Here is an 18,383-nt window from a genome sequence, read left to right on the forward strand (position 1 = left end):
TTTTCTCCTCCTAGTATGCACTCATTCCACCACGAACATTAGAAACACGCTCAAAGCCTTGCTTTTTCAGTTGCTTACAAGCCTGACTACTTCGCATGCCACTCTGACAAATAACTATGATCTCTTTATCCTTCGGAAGATTTTCAAAGCTTGATCCAAGCGGAACATTTTTAAATTGCGAGATATGCCGACCTTTATACTCAGCAGGCGTGCGTACATCGATAAATAGCTTATCCTTATCATTCAGCATATCTTTTAATTGGGTTGTAGAAATTGATTGAACGCCTTTCGCCGGCTTCATTCGCCAAACGAAAAAGGCTGCCACAAGCGCGATAATAATCCATATTTCCATATGATCAGTCCTCCTTTTTATACAATTATGGGTATATCAAGTTATCGACTTTTCACGACCAAATCCATCGCCTCTTGGATAGCAGCATTCATTTTTTCAGCATTACCTTCAGCAGTCGATACACAATCTAATAAATTTTCACTTACAATGACACCGATCGTCCGGTCAACAGCAGAACGCACGGCAGATAGCTGTGTAATCACATCTTTACAACTTTGATCTTCTTCCATCATGCGTAAAATACCCCGCATTTGACCTTCCATACGTTTCACACGATTTGCAGTGTTTGAACCATACGCCATTCTGTTTTGCCCCCTTTCAAACGATAGCTTCAACTTCCTTACGAGATTTATATTATACCCCTATAGGTATATTGTCAATATAAAGCTTCAATCTTTTTTTAATGCTGCACTTGCGAGTCACAATGTTCTGCCTATTGCTTTAACCTCAACTATCTGCTTCCTTATTATTTCAACAAAAAACCCTGCTACGAGTTATTACTCATAGCAGGGAGTTTATTTTTTATTTAGCTAATTGCATGGCTGGTCCAAAGAATTCATAGTGAATTTTTTCATCTTTCACGCCAATTTCCTGTAAATTTTTAATAACCGCTTCCATAAAGCCTACAGGGCCACATACATATACATCTGCATTATCAGCTACTTTTTCAGCCAGCAATTCTTTTGTAATAAGCTTGTCTTCATCAGAGTATAAAGCTGTATAGGATGCATTCGGTAATACGTTTACTTTCTCTTGAATGTCATCACTGAATGCTACAACCTTCTCATTACGAGCACATTGGATAAAATTCACTTCATTCACTGCATTATCATTTAAAGATTGCAGCATACTGTTTAAAGGTGTTACACCGATACCGCCACTTACAAATGTAATTGGTGCAGCCGTTTCTTCTAACACAAATAATCCGGCTGGAGCACTTACATCTACCAAATCTCCAGCTTGTAAGTGATCATGAATATAATTTGACACTTTACCATTTGGCGTATGGTCACTTTCACGTTTCACCGAAATACGATAGCCATCTTCTGCACTCGCTTGTGAAAGTGTATATTGACGGTTCATTAAATACTCTTCTCCTGGCACTTTCACTCGAATAGAGATGTATTGACCTGGTTCATAAGTTGGTAGTGGTGATCCATCTTCATTAACAAAATAAATAGAAGTTACTAAGTCACTTTCTACAACTTTTTTTGCCACTTTTAATGGTTTAAATAGACGCCAACCACCATTGTTCTCAGTTTTTTGATATAACTCTTCTTCTACTTGAATGAAAATATCTGCGATAACGCCATAAGCCTCGGCCCATGCACCAATAATGTCATCAGTTGCTGCATCACCAAGTACTTCTTTAATCGCTTTTAATAAGTTTTCACCCACGATTGGGTAATGTTCAGGTAAAATCCCTAAACTACGGTGTTTATGTGCAATAAGCATTACTGCTGGTAAAATCGCTTCTAAGTTTTCAATATGAACTGCTGCAGCGTAAACAGTATTAGCTAATGCTGTTTGCTGGCGGCCTTGTTCTTGGTTCGTGTGATTAAAAATATTTAGTAATTCTGGATGAGCTTGAAACATATTTTTGTAAAACGTCTTTGTGATTTCAACACCATGAACTTCTAATACAGGTACTGTTGCTTTAATAATTTGAATTGTTTCTTGTTTTAACATATCGCTTACCATCCTTTCGTGATTACAATATAACGCTTTCATTCTCTTAAAGCAATATATAAAATACATCTTTAACAAAATAGACATATTTGATGTATTCTAAATACATCTTTAAAAATAGGTTGAAGATATTATACTTCAATGTAAAAATGCTATAATTATTATGAATTATAGAAAGTAGGGTGTTCGGATGCGCTTAACTTTATACACGGACTACTCTCTGCGCACGCTTATTTATTTAGGCGCAAAGGAAGATGGTCAATTATCAACTATTCAAGAGATCTCAGATGCTTATAATATATCGAAAAACCATTTAATGAAGGTGACACACCAGCTTGGATTATTAGGTTACATTGAAACAATTCGTGGACGCGGCGGTGGAATTCGCCTTGCTATCGATCCAAAAACCATTACCATCGGTGAAATTGTTCGTCATACAGAAGAGGATTTTCATCTTGTAGAATGTTTCGATAAAGAAAATAACCTATGTAAAATAGCTCCAGAATGTCAATTAAAGGGTGTACTGTATGAAGCTTTGCAAGCCTATTTGAAAGTATTAGATCAATACACCTTGGACGATTTCCTTCATTCTAAGGAAAAATTAATGGCTCTACTGCTCGGTAAATAAAAATACCCGCTCAACATTTGTTGAACGGGTATTTTTTTATGAAATTGCCTATAATTGCTTTGTAAAGAAAATCATATCCAATGCACGAATACCATTTTCATAAATTGGTTCTGGGTAATGACTAAAGAAATCCTTTTCAATAGCCTCCATGCGAAAGCCTGCTTTTTGATAAAAAGCAATATTATCAATACTTGAGTTCGCTGTTCCAACCAATACTACCTGATAGCCTTCCTTACGGCATTTTTCAGTAAGTTGTCGCAAAATCTCTTTGCCTATTCCCTTACCTTGATACTTGGCTTCAATAGCAATATTCTTCAATTCAATTGTAGTATCAGTTTGAGGAATGACTAATGCCACTCCCACCAGCAGTTCCCCACAATTAATTTTATATAATGTACCCTTATCTAAATATTTCCGAACCGCCACCTCACTCTCATCCGCTAATAAAAGCTGAGGTAAAAAGGCTTCTCGGTTTCCTTCTACCTTTTCTAGGGATGTTCGATAACGGACATAATCTTCTCGTTCAAAAACATTCAACACACATGGTTGCTTTTCCTTCACTTCTAACCACAAATGCTCCTCAGGATAATCTTGTTCCACCCCTACTCGAACAAAAGGGAGCTTTTCTTGGGCTTTTTGTGAACGGATATTAACCTTTCGGGCTCCTGCAAAAACACGTGATAATCCCAACTCAAAAAACGCAATATCTAAAATAGCCGTTTTTGCTTCAAGATTATAGCCCTTCCCCCAAAATTGATAGCCAAGCCAAGAGCCGATATGACAGCTCTTTTTATGATGGTCTATAAACATCAGAGATGTAACACCTATGACTTGCCCCTCCTCATTTAAAACCACACGAGGAACGGTTTTACCTTCTTCTTCATCTATACGTTCACGCTTAATAAAATGAATCGTGTCTTCTACCTTGCCGGCAGGTAAGCCAAGGGCATCACGAACCTGCGGCATAGAAGACAACGCATGCATAGCCTCGGCATATTTGATATCGTGTCTCACTAAAGTTACCGTCATCTTCTATTCTCCTTTATTTCTGTTAACAATACATTTTCTTTATTGTAAAGCTTACGAAAAACTTTTTCATCGATTGGAATATCCATAAGACGTAATAATCTTTGTAGCCTTACAAACTACTTTAAATAAAGGCAACAAAAACTACAACCAAACGAGTTATAAAAAAGTTTACTTTATTAATACTTTCATTATTCCTTTCTATAAAAGATCAACTGTATTTTATGCATTACTCACTTTGCAACATTTCATTATAAAACACCTATTGTAAAATATACGATATTTACCATTAAATTCATAACACGTTATTTTTATAACGTTATTATTTATTGGAATTTAATTCAAAATGTTGACTCTAGAATCGCATTGAATGGTCATCATTGGTCAATTGCGCAAGGAGAGAGAGTTGTCAATGTGGGGAACGCTGTAGTACAAGCACTACTTGTACTTATTATTTTTATATAAGAGGATAGTTTGAAGTACTAAAAAGTAAAGAAAGTGAGCTTTGCCTCACTTTCTTTACTTTTTTATTCTTTTGAGTTAATTGGTATTGTTATTTCTAGCTCTGGAATGTATTGAATCTTGGGGTCTCCGTTTTCATCCAGTTGGTATGATCCCTCATCGTCATAAAGATGAATATACGGTTTCATTGTAATAGCTTTCGGTACGGTTTCAAATGGATGTACCCGTAGATCCATGATGAAATCACTATTTCCTTTATTTGTCTCACGTCTACCATTGCCATGAATTAGTTTTAGTTCATGCCCTTGTTCATCATAAACTTCGATACTTATTCCTTCCCGGAAATCGACAGAAGTTGTTTTATCAAGCAAGGCTATTCTTGTTGTAATACTAGTTGTTATGGGAGTTAGCACAATTTGTTCAATAGTAAACTGATTATTTTTGTATTTTCTACTTATATTAGGCTGTAGGTTTACATAGTTACCAATATCACTCACTGGAATATCCATTTTAAAAGGTTTAGAAACCCCATTTATTGTAGCAGAAAATGTCAAATTAAATTGCTTTGGAAAAGGACTTCCACCTTGGTTTTTCAAATCTGCAAATTCAAGAATGGCGGAATTCTTATCCTTACTTGGTTGTCCAAAAACACTACTAAAATTGGTGTGATTCAATGGTTCACCATTTAGTAAAAATTCAATATTACTGATTTGCTCTGATAAACTTTCTTTGGCATTTTCATCTTCCTTATGATGGCGTTCGATCCCAATTGCAACACGTGTACCGTCATACACTACTTCTGTTACATTTAATGTAAAGCCTTCATGCGTAACGCTTATATTCAATTTTGTTGAGAGTCCCTTTTCATCTGCGGCGTGTAGACCAAGATCCCTTGTAAATTTAAAAACAGATGATAATAAAGGCACTTCTTTCATCGCCGCAGCCATCGTTGGTGAAATTAAACCTGTAATAATAATCAAACTAACAATCATTGCTGCGGAGACTGTAATCATCATGATTCTTTGACGTAAGTTCTTACGAGCTTTAAATTTTTCAGACTGCTTTGTATCACGGCTGCTTTCATATTTGTCCATAGTCCGATTTACTATATCCACTTCAACAGGTGTTTCCCGAATAAATCTTTCTATCTGAGTTAACTCCTTATCCTCCAATTTTGAACGAGTGTCCATAAATATCCCCTCCTAACATATTTTCCTTCATCAATTTTTTCCGTAATCGTTCATACTTTTTTCTTACTGTAGCTGCTTTCAAATCCATAATGGCAGCAATTTCTTCAAAGCTATACTCTTCAATAGAACGAAGCAGTAAAATTCTTTTTTCATCTACATGTAAGTTTTCCAGTAGCCTATGTACCATTTCATCATATTCAGGCATTGGTGTCTGTGTCTGCTTCACCTGTTCCTGCTTCAGATTTAGCCAAAATTTATAGCCCTTATTTTTTGCTTTTATGACATCAATACAATGATGATGAGCGATTTTATAAAGCCAAGCTGATAAGGATACTGTATAAGAAAATTTATGAATATTTTCTAATCCCTTAATAAAAATATCTTGCGAAGCATCCTCCGCCTCCTCTTTAGTTCCTAGCATATAGTAACAATAAATATAAATTTGCTTTTGAAAACAACAAATGATTTCTGCATAGGCACGCGTATCACCTGATTGAACTTGCTCCACAATTGATTCAATATCTATATCAGCTCGCTCTTTTGATTGATTTAGTGCAGTCAAAGTTGTCCCCCCTTTCCAATCTATAACTGAAATTAATAGAAGTTTGTGACACTAGATAAAAAATCTTGAAAATTTTATTTCTATCTTGAATGTCATCGAGTTACTTGGAGAAATCTTTTATTTCTTCCCTTCCTCGCCTATATAACTGAAATCAACAGCCATTTGTGACACACTATAAAAATTTTTTCGCAAAAATAAAACGCTTAAGGGTATCCTAAGCGTTTGAGTCTCACTATTTTATTTTGTAGCTTGTTATAAACCCTTTAATAATTGGGATAAATACTCCTATCAATACAATGGGTAGGAACCACCTTCCTAATGAATTTACCTCACCAAGACCGATACGAACCATTTGAAACGATATAAAGGCAAATAAAATGAGACAGATGTTTTTCACTTGATTTAGTATTTTTCTGCTATTCAAATAAAATGCTTTTACATTACTTTCATTCAAACGTGTCGGATAATTATGCATATGAGGTGCTTTTTCTAGCAGCCCCATAACAATCCATAAAAATAAACCGATGAACGGAAGAATGAATAATTCTATTTTTGCGCCCCAACGATCCACCTCACCTAATCCATTAAAATGACCAGGTATTTCATCAGGCAACTTACCCCATGCCAATATAATATAAAAGATGGATAAAATAAATATACTACCACCAATATAGTCCCATATCTTTTCTGATCTTGTTTTAGGTAACTTTAAAATTGGCCTATACATTTTCTCCACCCCTGTTCTTTTCCTCTACTACTTCTACGTTATGACTACTATTAAAGTTTCAAAATTTATGAAAATTGACTTAATATTCAACATGCACCATTAATTATCCCTATTATTAGTAGCATTATAGCGATAAAATCTACTTTTTTTATTACTTCATATATAATTAAGACCCATTTTCAAACTACTAATTACTGTAGAAATACTCATAATACTTTGTAAAATTCATATAATCTGATATAAATGATATATATACATATTTCATTATTTTGTAACATTTCTACTAATTACTGAGAAGGGATATTTCAACTATGCGATTTACTATCTACAAGAAATTATTACTCGGTTTTTTTATAGTTATTTTGGTACTCGTTACAACAATCGGCTTAAATATAAAACAGCTTGATTCTGTAAATAAGACCTATCGTACATTATTGGAGGAACAAACTACTAAATCTATAAGTATTCAGGAATTACGGGTGATTGCAAAACAGGAAATTGTCAGCATGCGAGGCTACTTACTACTTGGAGACAAACAAAACTTTCAAAGTAATCAAGCCTCACGCGAGGAATTCAAACAAAAATCAGAAGAATTAATGGCTACTTTAGATTCAGAAAAATCAATTAAGATGCTTGAAGCGATTAATAAAAGTGAGCAAAATGTGCAAGAATTTGCAGATCGTATGTTTGAGTTAAAAGCTGCTGGCGAAACAGAGAAGTACGAAAAATTGGATAGTACTCAAGGACGCTTAATTATTAAACAATTCGATGAACGTGTTGAAAACCTTTCTAATTATCAAAATGAATATGTAGAAGGTAAAATGGCTGCTACATCCAATCAAATTCAAGACATCAAGCTCCAAATGATGCTTCTTGGAGTTTTTGCTGTTGTCATAAGTCTGATAATTGCTATGGTTGTTGGTAGTCTAATGTCTCGTCCAATTAACGGCATGGCTAAGGCTGCGAAAAAAATAGCTGAGGGTGACTTAACAGCTGAAAAAATTCGTATAAAGAATCGTGATGAAGTGGGTGATTTAGCGCTTGCGTTTAATCAAATGGCTACAAATTTAAAGGATTTAATTACGAATGTTCGCCAAAATACTGTACAAGTAAGTGGCTCTGCTGCTGAGTTAACAGCTAGTGCAGAGCAAACTATACAGGCTACAGAACAAATCACTTCTTCTATTCAAGAGGTTGCTAGTGGCTCAGAGGCTCAAGGGAAAAACGCAACTGAAAGCTCAGAAGCAATGAAAAACATGACAAAGGGTATACAACAATTAGCTTCTACTACTGCGGCTGTTTCTGAACTGGCAATCGAAACAAATTCAGAGGCTAAGAAAGGGAATGATTCTTTACATCGTGTTATCTCTCAGATGACAACAATCAACACGGCTGTTTTAGAGTCAGCAAGTGTTGTTAAAAATCTAGACGGACATTCTATTGAAATTGGCAATATCATTGGCATTATTACTGATATTGCAGAACAAACAAACTTATTAGCACTTAATGCTGCCATTGAAGCGGCTCGTGCAGGCGATCATGGACGCGGCTTTGCAGTCGTAGCAGATGAAGTGAAAAAGCTAGCAGAGCAATCAAAAAAATCCGCTGAGCAAATCGCTACCTTGATTTCTGAAATACAGCAGGATACAAACCGTGCTGTAACGGTGATGGATACTGGAACTCAAGAGGTTCAAATTGGTATGCAAGTAGTGAAGGTAGCAGAAGAAGGTTTCTCTAAGATTGTTGAGCTGATTGAGCAAGTATCCATGCAAATCCAAGAAGCAACGACAGTGTCAGAGGAGATGTCCTCTAGTGCAGAGCAAATCTATGCTTCCTTTGATGAAATTGCAACTATTGCACAGATGTCCTCATCTAATTTACAAAATGTTGCTTCTGCTTCCGAGGAACAATTAGCTACTATCGAAGAAGTAGCTGCTTCAGCAGCAACACTTTCAAATATGGCAGAAGAACTTCACACGCAAGTCTCTCGTTTTAAGGTAGAATAAAAAACTGCTCGTTTTCTTTAGGTTTATAGAAAACGAGCAGTTTCTTCATACAATGAAAAATAGCATGATTTTTCTACCTATCGTATGCTAACCTCACTTACATTTTATCCAAATAAATACATTCTTCACCATTTCATTTCACACTTCACCAAATATCAAATTTTTAATAAAATAGACATTACCTAAGACAGAATTAAATAAATTTTTAGAATATTATTGACAGGAAGTTAATATCCAAGTAATATTGCTTTCAACAACACATTGCAGGCCAAGATTGGAAATAGTAAAAGTGTTTGTGTACTTGTAGAGAGCCGATGGTTGGTGTAAATCGGTAGGCACACATTTTGAACTCGTCCATGAGCTACTCCCTGAACTTTTTAGTAAGGGATGTCGGTTTCCCCCGTTAACAGGATAGACAGTGATAGCTGTCGATAAGGGGACTTTTTCTATAAAGAGAAGGTCAATTAGAGTGGTACCGCGAGCATAAACTCGTCTCTATTTTTAAATAGAGACGGGTTTTTTTATTTTTTAATGACTTATTGGCCTAAGTGTAGATTTTAGATACTAATCACTAAAAAGGAGTGTTTGAAAATGGGAAGAAAAATTTGGGTGTTTGATACAACTTTACGTGATGGCGAACAGGTGCCTGGAGCAAAGCTAAATCTTTATGAAAAAGTAGAGATCGCACAGCAGCTGAAAAAATTAGGTGTCGATATTATTGAGGCTGGATTCCCCGCTTCCTCTCAAGGTGATTTTGATGCCGTCAAAGCTGTAGCTGAAAAGGTTGGCAATACAAACGACATTATGATTACAGCATTAGCACGTGCAGTAAAGGCTGACATCGATGCTGTCTATAACGCTGTGAAATATGCTCAAAACCCAATGATTCACATGGTACTTGGCACATCTGATATTCATGTGGAGAAAAAATTCAGCAAGTCAAAAGATCAAATTTTACAAATTGGCGTGGATGCTGTGAAATACGCTAAAACATTATTGCCGCAAGTTCAATATTCCACAGAGGATGCCTCTCGTTCTGACTTTGAATATCTTTGGAAAACAATTGAAGCTGTTATGAGAGCTGGCGCAACGATGATTAACGTTCCTGATACGGTTGGCTTTGCAGAGCCAGAGGAATTTGGCGAAATGATTTTTAAATTAAATGACCGTATGAAAAACTTAGATGATAGCGTTCTTTTAAGCGTTCATTGTCACAATGATCTTGGCATGGCAACGGCTAATACGCTAGCTGCAATTAAAAATGGTGCAGATAAGGTAGAGTGTACAATCAATGGTATCGGTGAACGCGCAGGTAATGCTGCATTAGAAGAAGTTGTCATGGCACTTAAAACTCGTAGCTCCGTCTACAATGCAGAAACACGCATTAATACAAAAGAAATTATGAATACTTCACGTCTTGTTTCTAGCTTTATGGGCTTAGATGTACAGGTCAATAAAGCCATTACAGGAGATAATGCATTTGCCCATTCTTCTGGTATTCACCAGGATGGTTTGTTAAAATCGCGTGATGCTTATGAAATCGTCCATCCTGAGGATGTAGGTCTTGATGATATGGAGCTAGTACTAACAGCTCGATCTGGCCGCCATGCAGTGAAAAATGCTCTTGAAAAATTAGGTTTTACTAATCTTTCAACAGAGGAATTTGAAGGTATTTTCGAAGGATTCTTAAAGCTAGCCGATGCGAAGAAAGAAGTATATGATCACGATTTATATGTTATTGTTGAAAGCTATTATGAAAAACATGATGCCAATAATAAAAATGCTACACATTATAGTGAGCAATTCTTTGATTTTGATGATCTACAAGTCGTCAGCAATACAAGCTTCCCTTCAGCAAGTGTTAAGGTTCGAAAAGGCGGCGAAGTATTTAAAGCTAGTGCAGTAGGCTCTGGTCCAATTGATGCCCTCTATTCAGCCATTGCAGAAATTACAAATATGGATGTAAAACTAGTGGAATATAATATCAATAGTGTTTCACGAGGCAAAGAGGCTTTAGGTAAAGTAAAAATTACGATTGAGCATGAAGGCGAAAAGTATATTGCAAAAGCAGCAGATACAGATATTCTTAAGGCAAGTGCATTAGCCTATATTAATGCCATCAATAGCATTGTAGTGACAAAATTAACACCTGTTATGAATTAAATGAAATAGCAAAGCAGTATGGCTCTTGCGCCATACTGCTTTTTCAATCCTAGTGACTATCCCTAACTAGTTTTTGATATTCCTCATCGATTCGTTCAATATCAAGACGTTCAAATAATGGTGTCACCTCTCGAATGACTTTAGGGAGATCTACCTGCTCATGCCACATCATTTCATTTATACCTAACATATTTCTTACTTTCTTTGCTGAAAACGGTAAGAAAGGATGCAGCAGCTGTCCTAAATTCGCAATGATATAGACACAAGTTGCTAATGTACGATTACCTGCCTCTACATTTTCTTTTACCTGTAGCCATGGCTGTTGTTCATCAAAATAACGATTAGCACCACGAATATATTCAAAAATGGATTCTAACGCCTGCTTGAAATGACCACCTTCGATAAGAACACCCGCTTCATTAAACAATTGTACGGTTTGTTTTCGAATGTCGCTATCCACCTCCGCTTGTGGCACCTGACAAGCAAATGATTTCTCAATAAACTTCAATGTACGGTTTACAAAATTGCCATAGGCTCCGAGTAGTTCGCCATTATGGCTATAAATAAATTCCCGCCATGAAAAATCAGTATCACGATTTTCTGGCGCATTCATCGTTAAGAAATAACGAATAGAGTCCGCATCATAACGGCTTAAAATATAAGGAACCCATACAGCCCAATTCTGACTAGTAGATAATTTGCGTTTTTCTAATGTTAAATACTCATTAGATACGATATGAGTAGGTAATGCCTTGGATCCAATTCCCATTAAAATGGCTGGCCAAATAACTGTATGGAATGGAATATTATCCTTTCCATGTACATAGTATGAAATGGTCTCTTCATTCCATAAATCTTCAATAGCTATTTGATGCTCTTTTGCCCATTCTAAGCTTGCTGTTAAGTACCCTGCTACAGCTTCAATCCATACATATATTTTTTTTCCTTCAAAACCTGGCACTGGAACATCTATGCCATTCGGTAAATCTCTTGTTACTGCTCGGTCGGGAACTCCCTCTGCCAAGTATCGCTCCGTTAACCCTAAAGCATTGTCACGCCAACGTTTCTCGACTTTTGCTTGTGCTAAATAAGACTCCAACCTTCCTTGAAATTGACTAAAGGTAAAATAAAAGTGCTCAGTTTCCCGAATAACAGGTTCGTTCCCACAAATTTTGCAGCGCTTATCAATTAAATCCAAGGGGTCTAAAATTTCTGAGCAGTTATCACATTGATCTCCCCTTGCTTTCGCTCCACAATTTGGACAAAGACCTTCGACAAATCGATCTGGTAGAAATTGATTATCCGTCTCACAGTAAGCCTGTTCAATTTTCTTTTTGTATAAGAAATTATTAGCCAGTAGCTGTAAGAAAAGGGCCTTAACGGATTCATGGTGGTGCTCCGCATCCGTTCTTGTGTACAAATCATAGGTAAATCCTAAATCATGAAAGCATCTAGTAAACTCCTCATGATAGTGATTAGCTATAGCTTCTGTCGTTGTATTTTCTTGGGCGGCACGAATAGAAATGGGTGTACCATTACAATCACTGCCCGATACATATAAAACCTGCTCACCTTTTTGTCGGTAATATCTAGCCAAAATATCACCTGGTAATAATGCGGCAACATGCCCTAAATGCAAAGAGCCATTTGCATACGGCCAAGCGCCTCCAATAACAATTGTCATTCTAAATTGCTCCCCTCACAGAAAAAATGGTAAAAAAAAATCGCCCTAATCAAATCTGATTAGGACGAGTATACCCGTGTTACCACCTATATTTACAAATAGCTCACACTATTTGCCTCTATCAGTACGTCTTCACTCAAAAAAGAGATACTGCTGCTGTTGTAACGAGTGCCCATCTCGTCGTAATCTACTGGCTAAAAAGCTTTCGGTACGAAGCTCAAAGGTCATTTTCAAAAGGGTTCATTTACCTCATTTCCACCAACAGAGGCTCTCTATAAAATGCTAATCCAATTTACTTTTCCTTCTCAATGCTTTTTCTATAGGATTGGCATTATTTTACGCCTTCTTGTGAAGAATTGCAATGACTGTTATAAAAGCGTCTTTTTTTTAATTCATTTTCTTGAGTTAATCGAATGTAACCTTTAGCAAATCAGTTAAATCATCAATTACTATATCTGCTTTTTCTAACTCCTTATCTTGTGCAAAGTCAAAGCGAACACCTATTGATAGTAATTGATTGTCCTGTGCAGCTTGGATATCCGAAGAACGATCTCCTACCACTGCTCCATAATCAATTTTATTTTCATCTACAACTCTTTTTACCAGATCCGATTTATGCCCACTTGCAATTGCTTGAATGCTATAAATTCCTTTTATAAAACGCTCCAACTGATAAGTTTCGACGATTGCCTGTAAATAGTCAACCTGTCCATTACTCGCTATGTATAACGGATAATTCTCTGACAATGTTGCAAGGGTTTGTTCAGCGTTTGGATACAAAGCACCTTTATGTCCACGTATTTGCTCAATCAGCTTTACATGGAATAATACATTGCTCTCTTCTCGTATCTCTAAAGCATGCATAGGACATAATGTTTCCCACACAACAGGTAAAGGAACCCCCATTATTTCTCTATATTTTTCTATAGGTGTTTCTCCCTGCCACAAGCCGTTTGTCCGCAGCACATCAAATGTTGCATCGAGCGCAGGCTCTAAAATAAGATTGGTTTGAAATAATGTTCCGTCCATATCAAAAATAAACGCTTTATTCATAAAATCTCTCCTTCATTAGTTATCAAAAAACAACATATGCTGCTTTTCTTGCTTATAAAAACTCAAACGATCCTGCAAAGTTCCTGTATGAAATTCAAATTTATGACCATCAGGATCTGTAAAGTAAATCGATTTTTTATCCTTTTCATCTCTTTGCCGACCTGCTAAAATATTGACCTTTAGCTGCACCAATCTGTCATACATATTATCAAAGTCATCCTCAGCGATTGTGAAGGCAATGTGTGTATAGGAATGATGGATGTCATTACGGGGTATATCCTTTTCTACATTAAGAGCTAGCCACAGCCCATTTACATCAAAATAGGCTGTGCTGTTCCCCTTTACTAGCAACTTGGCATCAAATACTCTTTCATAAAAAGTGATGGATTCCTCTAAATTAGAAACTGAAAACAATAAATGATTGATGTTTTGAATTGTCATGGCTGTGCTCCTATTGATTATTTCTTCCCCTTTTTCATTCCCTTGGCTATTTGCTTCCACTTGCGCTGCTCCTCAAGTTTTGCTTGCGTATTTGTTTTGCGCTCCATATAAGCCAATTCTCTTTGCAGCTTAAAATAGCTTTGTAGACGATATTGGTCCAAGTCCCCATCTACTATAGCTTGCTGGACAGCACAATAAGGCTCTTTTTGATGTGTACAATCACGATAACGACAAGCTGTTGCTAGTTCCTCAATATCTTGAAAGCTAGAAGCTAAACTATCCCCTTGATCCCACAATTGAAGCTCACGCATCCCTGGCGTATCAATTAGACAGCCGCCAGCAGGCAATACTACTAGCTCTCGATGGGTTGTTGTATGTCGTCCCTTGGCATCATCCTCACGTATACCCGCTACCTTCATTAGTATCTCACCACATAAAGCATTTGTTAATGTGGATTTCCCTGCTCCAGAAGACCCCAATAGTGCCCCCGTGACCCCCTCTGTGAATAGCGTCTGAATTTCCTTTAGACCTTCGCCCGATAGAGCACTCGTTACAAAGATATCCACACCAAAGGCTACAGACTCCACTTCTTGTACTAAGCTCGAAACATCCTCGCATAAATCAGCTTTTGTCAGGACAATAATGGGCTTTGCCCCTGAATCCCAAGCAGCCACTAAATATCTCTCCAAACGTCGAATATTAAAATCTGCGTTCAAGCTCATAACAAGTAACACAATATCGACATTTGATGCGACAATCTGTTCTTGAATTTCCGTTCCTGCAACTTTACGTGAAAATACAGATTTTCGTTGGAATAGCTGATGAATAATTGCTCGTTCCTCTCCGGGCATTTTCTCCACTAGCACCCAATCACCAACTGCTGGATAGTCCTCCCTCGCTAAAGATGTATACGCATAATGACCAGCAATTGTCGCAAGCCATTCTCCCTCTTCAGCTAACACCCGATAAGAATGCTTATGCTCTAAAGTAACCCTTGCAGGCACACAATTTTTTAATTTAGCCTGTTTTTTCATTTCTATCATTTGCTCTTCAAAATATGTTGTAAAACCTAATGTTGTTAAATTCAATTTATTTTCCTCCTAAACGTATGATGCCTCAGCGAAAATAGTTGTCATCCGCAAGAGGCCCTATCGCAATTCACCTTTTGGAACTACAATAAAAAACCTTGTAGCTGCAATTCGGCAGTTACAAGGTTTCACAGGCACGTTTAAAAGATACACAAATACCCCGAGTTATGGCACGGCGTCACTTTGTATATTTTAGGCGTGTGAAATTGAACAAACCGGATTGCAGTTCGCTAATTACAGATCTATTCATCATGTCACATCACCTACTTTCCATTTAGTTGTTATCAATATAGCTAAATTTTCAGAAATTGTCAATTACAATATTATAAGCATTTATTCCAATCTTCCACGCATACAATGAACAAAACCATTAAATGCGAGGAGATGTTGGATTGCCTAAAATCATTTCAATTAGCACATATCAACCACCTTACACATTACAGCAAGATAACGCAGAGGAACTAACGAAAGAGCTTTTTTATGCAAAAATTCCAAAACTAGAGCGCTACTTAAAGGTTTTTGAAAATGGTGGCATCGACACACGCCATTTTTGTGTGCCAGCTGAATGGCATCGTACGAATCACTCCTTTGAAGAACGTAATAATTTATATATTGAGTTAGCTACACAATACAGTGTAAGTGTCATTCAAGCATGTTTAGCTAATACAGCTTTTTTATCCTCATCTATTCCTACTGAGGACATCGATGCCATCATTTTTGTTAGCAGTACAGGAATTTCAACACCTAGCATTGACGCACGTGTTATGAACAAGCTTCCCTTTTCAGATCGACTTAAACGCATTCCTCTATGGGGTCTTGGTTGTGCAGGAGGAGCCGCTGGTATAAGCAGAGCCTATGATTTTTGTAAAGCCCATCCACATGCAAAGGTACTTGTCGTTTGTGTCGAGTTATGTAGCCTTACTTTTCAGCCAAATGATTTTTCTAAAAGTAATTTAATTGGTGCTTCCCTTTTTGCCGATGGTGCAGCATGCATACTTGTTTGTGGGGATGAAGTAGCTATCGCAACAAAAAGGCCAACCCCTAATATTCTAGCTACAGGTTCTAAATGGATGCCAGATTCGGAAAATGTAATGGGTTGGGATGTGAAAAACAACGGGCTTCATGTCGTTTTCCAAAAAAGTATTCCTTCTATTATTACCAATTGGCTCGGACCTTTCATTGAGCAATTTTTAATGGAACAAGGACTGTATAGCGAACAATTGAGTCATTTTATTGCGCACCCTGGAGGAAAAAAGGTATTAAAAGCTTACGAAGATACACTTTATCTATCTCCCCAAAAAACCGACATTTCTCGGGAAATATTGAGACGACATGGTAATATGTCATCACCGACAGTGTTATACGTATTAGAGCAGTTTATGTTAAATGAAGGACAAGTGGAGGATACAGGCTTGCTCGTAGCTCTTGGCCCTGGTTTTTGTGCAGAAGCTGTATTATTAAACTGGAGGGAGTAACATGATCTTTTATTTTATTTTTATCCTTGTCGTTCTACAAAGATTGACAGAGGTTGTTATTGCCAAGCGCAATGAGAAGTGGATGCTTTCTCAAGGAGCCTATGAAGTAGGTGCTTCACACTACCCCTATATGGTAGCCATGCATATTAGCTTTTTTCTGTTTTTAATAGTGGAAATCGTCACAAACAACAATGGTATCTCGCCCTTATTTCCGTTATTTTTTATATTATTTTTAGCTGTGCAGGCTTTAAGAATCTGGTGTATTCGTTCTTTAGGCACTTTTTGGAATACAAAGATCCTCATTTTACCTGACGCACATGTTGTTCGTAAAGGGCCATATGAATATATGCGCCATCCCAATTATGCGGTAGTTTGTTTAGAAATCCTTTTGCTACCACTCATGTTTCAGGCATACTTTACAGCATTTTGTTTTACATTACTCAATATTACAATGCTTTCTGTCCGAATACCTATAGAAGAAAAAGCATTACGAGATGCTACTAATTATAATCGTGTATTTCAAAAGAAGATTTCGGAGTCTTAGCCGAAATCTTCTTTTCTTCTTTATTGCCATTCCCAGTTAAAGGGATCTTGTAGACGTTCCCAAGGGTTCTGAAACTCTTCATTTGTTAACAAACAGTTGTCCAACTGTTTAGTGATGTCTTCTCGATCTAGATCAATGCCAATAATCACAAGTTGTGTCATTCGATCTCCGAACTCTTCATCCCAATCTTCCAATACTTCAGGGCTTTGCTGGAATACATCCTGCTGCTGGGCTTGAGAAAGTGCCGCTACCCAATAAGAGACTGGTTCAATTTTTGCAGATGACCCCGCTTGCGATAATAATAGCGCAACTTCCTGATGTCTTGCACTCCAAATAATACCCTTTGCTCGTACTATTGAATCTGGCATGTGATCACACCACTCAACAAAGCGCATCGGATGAAACGGTCTTTTGCGTTTATAGGTAAAAGAAGAGATCCCGTACTCCTCAGTCTCTGGTGTATGGTTTTCATGACCAAGCTCCAACTCCTTTAACCAACCAGCCGATTCAGAGACACGTTCAAAGTCAAAGCGCCCCGTATTTAAAATTTCAACTGGATCAATAACACCATTTGTTGTACGTATAATTTTTGCCTCAGGCTGTAATGCACGTAAAATACGTTCTAATCGCTCAAGCTCCTCTGCGGATACTAAATCGCACTTATTTAAAATAAGGACATCACAAAATTCAATTTGATCAATAAGAAGGTCTGCAACATCACGCTCATCTAATTCACCAACAGCTTCCTTCCGCTCCAATAAGCTTTCCCCAGACTGAAAATCATGCCAAAAACGATGGGCATCTACGACAGTAACCATTGTATCTAATCGACAAAACTTCGTTAAATCAATGCCAAGCTCCTCGTCTAAATAACTAAATGTTTGTGCAACTGGAATCGGCTCACTAATCCCTGTCGATTCAATCAAAATGTAATCAATATTGCCTAGCTTCGAAAGACGTTCCACCTCCTGCAATAGATCCTCTCGTAATGTACAGCAAATACAACCATTCGATAGCTCCACAAATTTCTCTTCTGTACGTGATATACCGCTACCATTTGCGATAAGCTCCGCATCAATATTAATTTCACTCATATCATTCACAATAACAGCGACACGTAAATCCTTTTTGTTTTGCAATACATGATTCATCATTGTTGTCTTACCAGAACCTAAATATCCACTCAATACTGTAACAGGAATTTTCTTTGTCATTCTTACAACTCCTCAAATCGTAATCATTACTATTTACAATTTGTAATTAAATCATATTATTTTGGAAAATGCAAAGCTT

The 18,383-nt window shown here is 37.0% G+C and carries 17 protein-coding genes and 2 other annotated features; of the genes, 5 read left to right on the forward strand and 12 right to left on the reverse strand.

What is annotated here, in order from left to right; all coding sequences use genetic code 11:
• Positions 1-10: 10 nt before the first annotated feature.
• From QH639_RS05645 to hmpA, 3 genes are all read right to left on the reverse strand, one after another.
• Complete coding sequence (locus QH639_RS05645; RefSeq protein ID WP_131520921.1) at positions 11-352, reverse strand: rhodanese-like domain-containing protein; 342 nt, start codon at positions 350-352, stop codon at positions 11-13.
• Positions 353-393: 41 nt separating this feature from the next.
• Positions 394-654 (reverse strand): metal-sensitive transcriptional regulator, encoded by a 261-nt coding sequence (locus QH639_RS05650; RefSeq protein WP_004231849.1) that lies wholly within the window; start codon positions 652-654, stop codon positions 394-396.
• Between the two features lie 220 nt (positions 655-874).
• Positions 875-2,041 carry an NO-inducible flavohemoprotein gene (gene hmpA / locus QH639_RS05655; RefSeq protein WP_281115779.1) on the reverse strand — a complete coding sequence of 389 codons (1,167 nt, stop codon included), beginning with the start codon at positions 2,039-2,041 and terminating at the stop codon, positions 875-877.
• A 190-nt stretch (positions 2,042-2,231) separates the two neighbouring features.
• Here hmpA and QH639_RS05660 point away from each other — a divergent pair, with 190 nt between their 5' ends.
• Positions 2,232-2,669: an Rrf2 family transcriptional regulator gene (locus tag QH639_RS05660; RefSeq protein ID WP_048394127.1), complete on the forward strand. Its 438-nt coding sequence runs from the start codon at positions 2,232-2,234 to the stop codon at positions 2,667-2,669.
• Between the two features lie 48 nt (positions 2,670-2,717).
• Here the strand turns inward: QH639_RS05660 and QH639_RS05665 are convergent, their stop codons facing one another.
• The 4 genes from QH639_RS05665 to QH639_RS05680 all read right to left on the reverse strand — a co-directional run bounded on the left by QH639_RS05665 (position 2,718) and on the right by QH639_RS05680 (position 6,636).
• Positions 2,718-3,698, reverse strand: a complete 981-nt coding sequence (locus tag QH639_RS05665; protein WP_237898819.1) for a GNAT family N-acetyltransferase — start codon at positions 3,696-3,698, stop codon at positions 2,718-2,720.
• A gap of 524 nt (positions 3,699-4,222) precedes the next feature.
• Positions 4,223-5,347, reverse strand: a complete 1,125-nt coding sequence (locus tag QH639_RS05670; RefSeq protein WP_131520924.1) for a DUF4179 domain-containing protein — start codon at positions 5,345-5,347, stop codon at positions 4,223-4,225.
• Complete coding sequence (locus QH639_RS05675) at positions 5,319-5,909, reverse strand: RNA polymerase sigma factor (RefSeq protein WP_281115780.1); 591 nt, start codon at positions 5,907-5,909, stop codon at positions 5,319-5,321. Before QH639_RS05675 ends, QH639_RS05670 begins: the two co-directional genes overlap by 29 nt.
• 232 nt (positions 5,910-6,141) lie before the next feature.
• Positions 6,142-6,636 (reverse strand): DUF1648 domain-containing protein, encoded by a 495-nt coding sequence (locus QH639_RS05680; protein ID WP_131520926.1) that lies wholly within the window; start codon positions 6,634-6,636, stop codon positions 6,142-6,144.
• A 311-nt stretch (positions 6,637-6,947) separates the two neighbouring features.
• Between QH639_RS05680 and QH639_RS05685 the strand changes: the two genes are divergently transcribed.
• A complete protein-coding gene (locus QH639_RS05685; RefSeq protein ID WP_131520927.1) occupies positions 6,948-8,642 on the forward strand; it encodes a methyl-accepting chemotaxis protein in 1,695 nt (564 codons plus the stop codon).
• Between the two features lie 261 nt (positions 8,643-8,903).
• Positions 8,904-9,142: a binding site (T-box leader), on the forward strand.
• A 91-nt stretch (positions 9,143-9,233) separates the two neighbouring features.
• Positions 9,234-10,805, forward strand: a complete 1,572-nt coding sequence (locus QH639_RS05690) for a 2-isopropylmalate synthase (RefSeq protein WP_036079516.1) — start codon at positions 9,234-9,236, stop codon at positions 10,803-10,805.
• A gap of 49 nt (positions 10,806-10,854) precedes the next feature.
• Here the strand turns inward: QH639_RS05690 and metG are convergent, their stop codons facing one another.
• The 4 genes from metG to rsgA all read right to left on the reverse strand — a co-directional run bounded on the left by metG (position 10,855) and on the right by rsgA (position 15,071).
• Complete coding sequence (gene metG, locus QH639_RS05695; RefSeq protein WP_281115781.1) at positions 10,855-12,489, reverse strand: methionine--tRNA ligase; 1,635 nt, start codon at positions 12,487-12,489, stop codon at positions 10,855-10,857.
• 57 nt (positions 12,490-12,546) lie between these two features.
• Positions 12,547-12,807 (reverse strand) — a binding site (T-box leader).
• An 87-nt stretch (positions 12,808-12,894) separates the two neighbouring features.
• A complete protein-coding gene (locus QH639_RS05700; RefSeq protein ID WP_036079520.1) occupies positions 12,895-13,542 on the reverse strand; it encodes an HAD hydrolase-like protein in 648 nt (215 codons plus the stop codon).
• A gap of 15 nt (positions 13,543-13,557) precedes the next feature.
• On the reverse strand, positions 13,558-13,983 hold the full coding sequence (fosM, locus tag QH639_RS05705; RefSeq protein ID WP_131520930.1) for a FosM family fosfomycin resistance protein: 426 nt from the start codon (positions 13,981-13,983) through the stop codon (positions 13,558-13,560).
• A gap of 17 nt (positions 13,984-14,000) precedes the next feature.
• The gene (rsgA, locus tag QH639_RS05710) at positions 14,001-15,071 is read right to left on the reverse strand and encodes a ribosome small subunit-dependent GTPase A (protein ID WP_004231826.1); all 1,071 of its coding nucleotides are present in this window, start codon (positions 15,069-15,071) and stop codon (positions 14,001-14,003) included.
• Positions 15,072-15,463: 392 nt separating this feature from the next.
• Here rsgA and QH639_RS05715 point away from each other — a divergent pair, with 392 nt between their 5' ends.
• Both QH639_RS05715 and QH639_RS05720 read left to right on the forward strand, forming a co-directional pair.
• Positions 15,464-16,546: a type III polyketide synthase gene (locus tag QH639_RS05715; protein ID WP_281115782.1), complete on the forward strand. Its 1,083-nt coding sequence runs from the start codon at positions 15,464-15,466 to the stop codon at positions 16,544-16,546.
• A 1-nt stretch (position 16,547) separates the two neighbouring features.
• On the forward strand, positions 16,548-17,090 hold the full coding sequence (locus QH639_RS05720; protein WP_112116796.1) for an isoprenylcysteine carboxyl methyltransferase family protein: 543 nt from the start codon (positions 16,548-16,550) through the stop codon (positions 17,088-17,090).
• 20 nt (positions 17,091-17,110) lie between these two features.
• Here the strand turns inward: QH639_RS05720 and QH639_RS05725 are convergent, their stop codons facing one another.
• A complete protein-coding gene (locus QH639_RS05725; protein ID WP_131520932.1) occupies positions 17,111-18,304 on the reverse strand; it encodes a GTP-binding protein in 1,194 nt (397 codons plus the stop codon).
• Positions 18,305-18,383: the final 79 nt, after the last annotated feature.

This window comes from Lysinibacillus sp. 1 U-2021 (genome assembly GCF_029916965.1).
GTDB lineage: Bacteria > Bacillota > Bacilli > Bacillales_A > Planococcaceae > Lysinibacillus > Lysinibacillus capsici.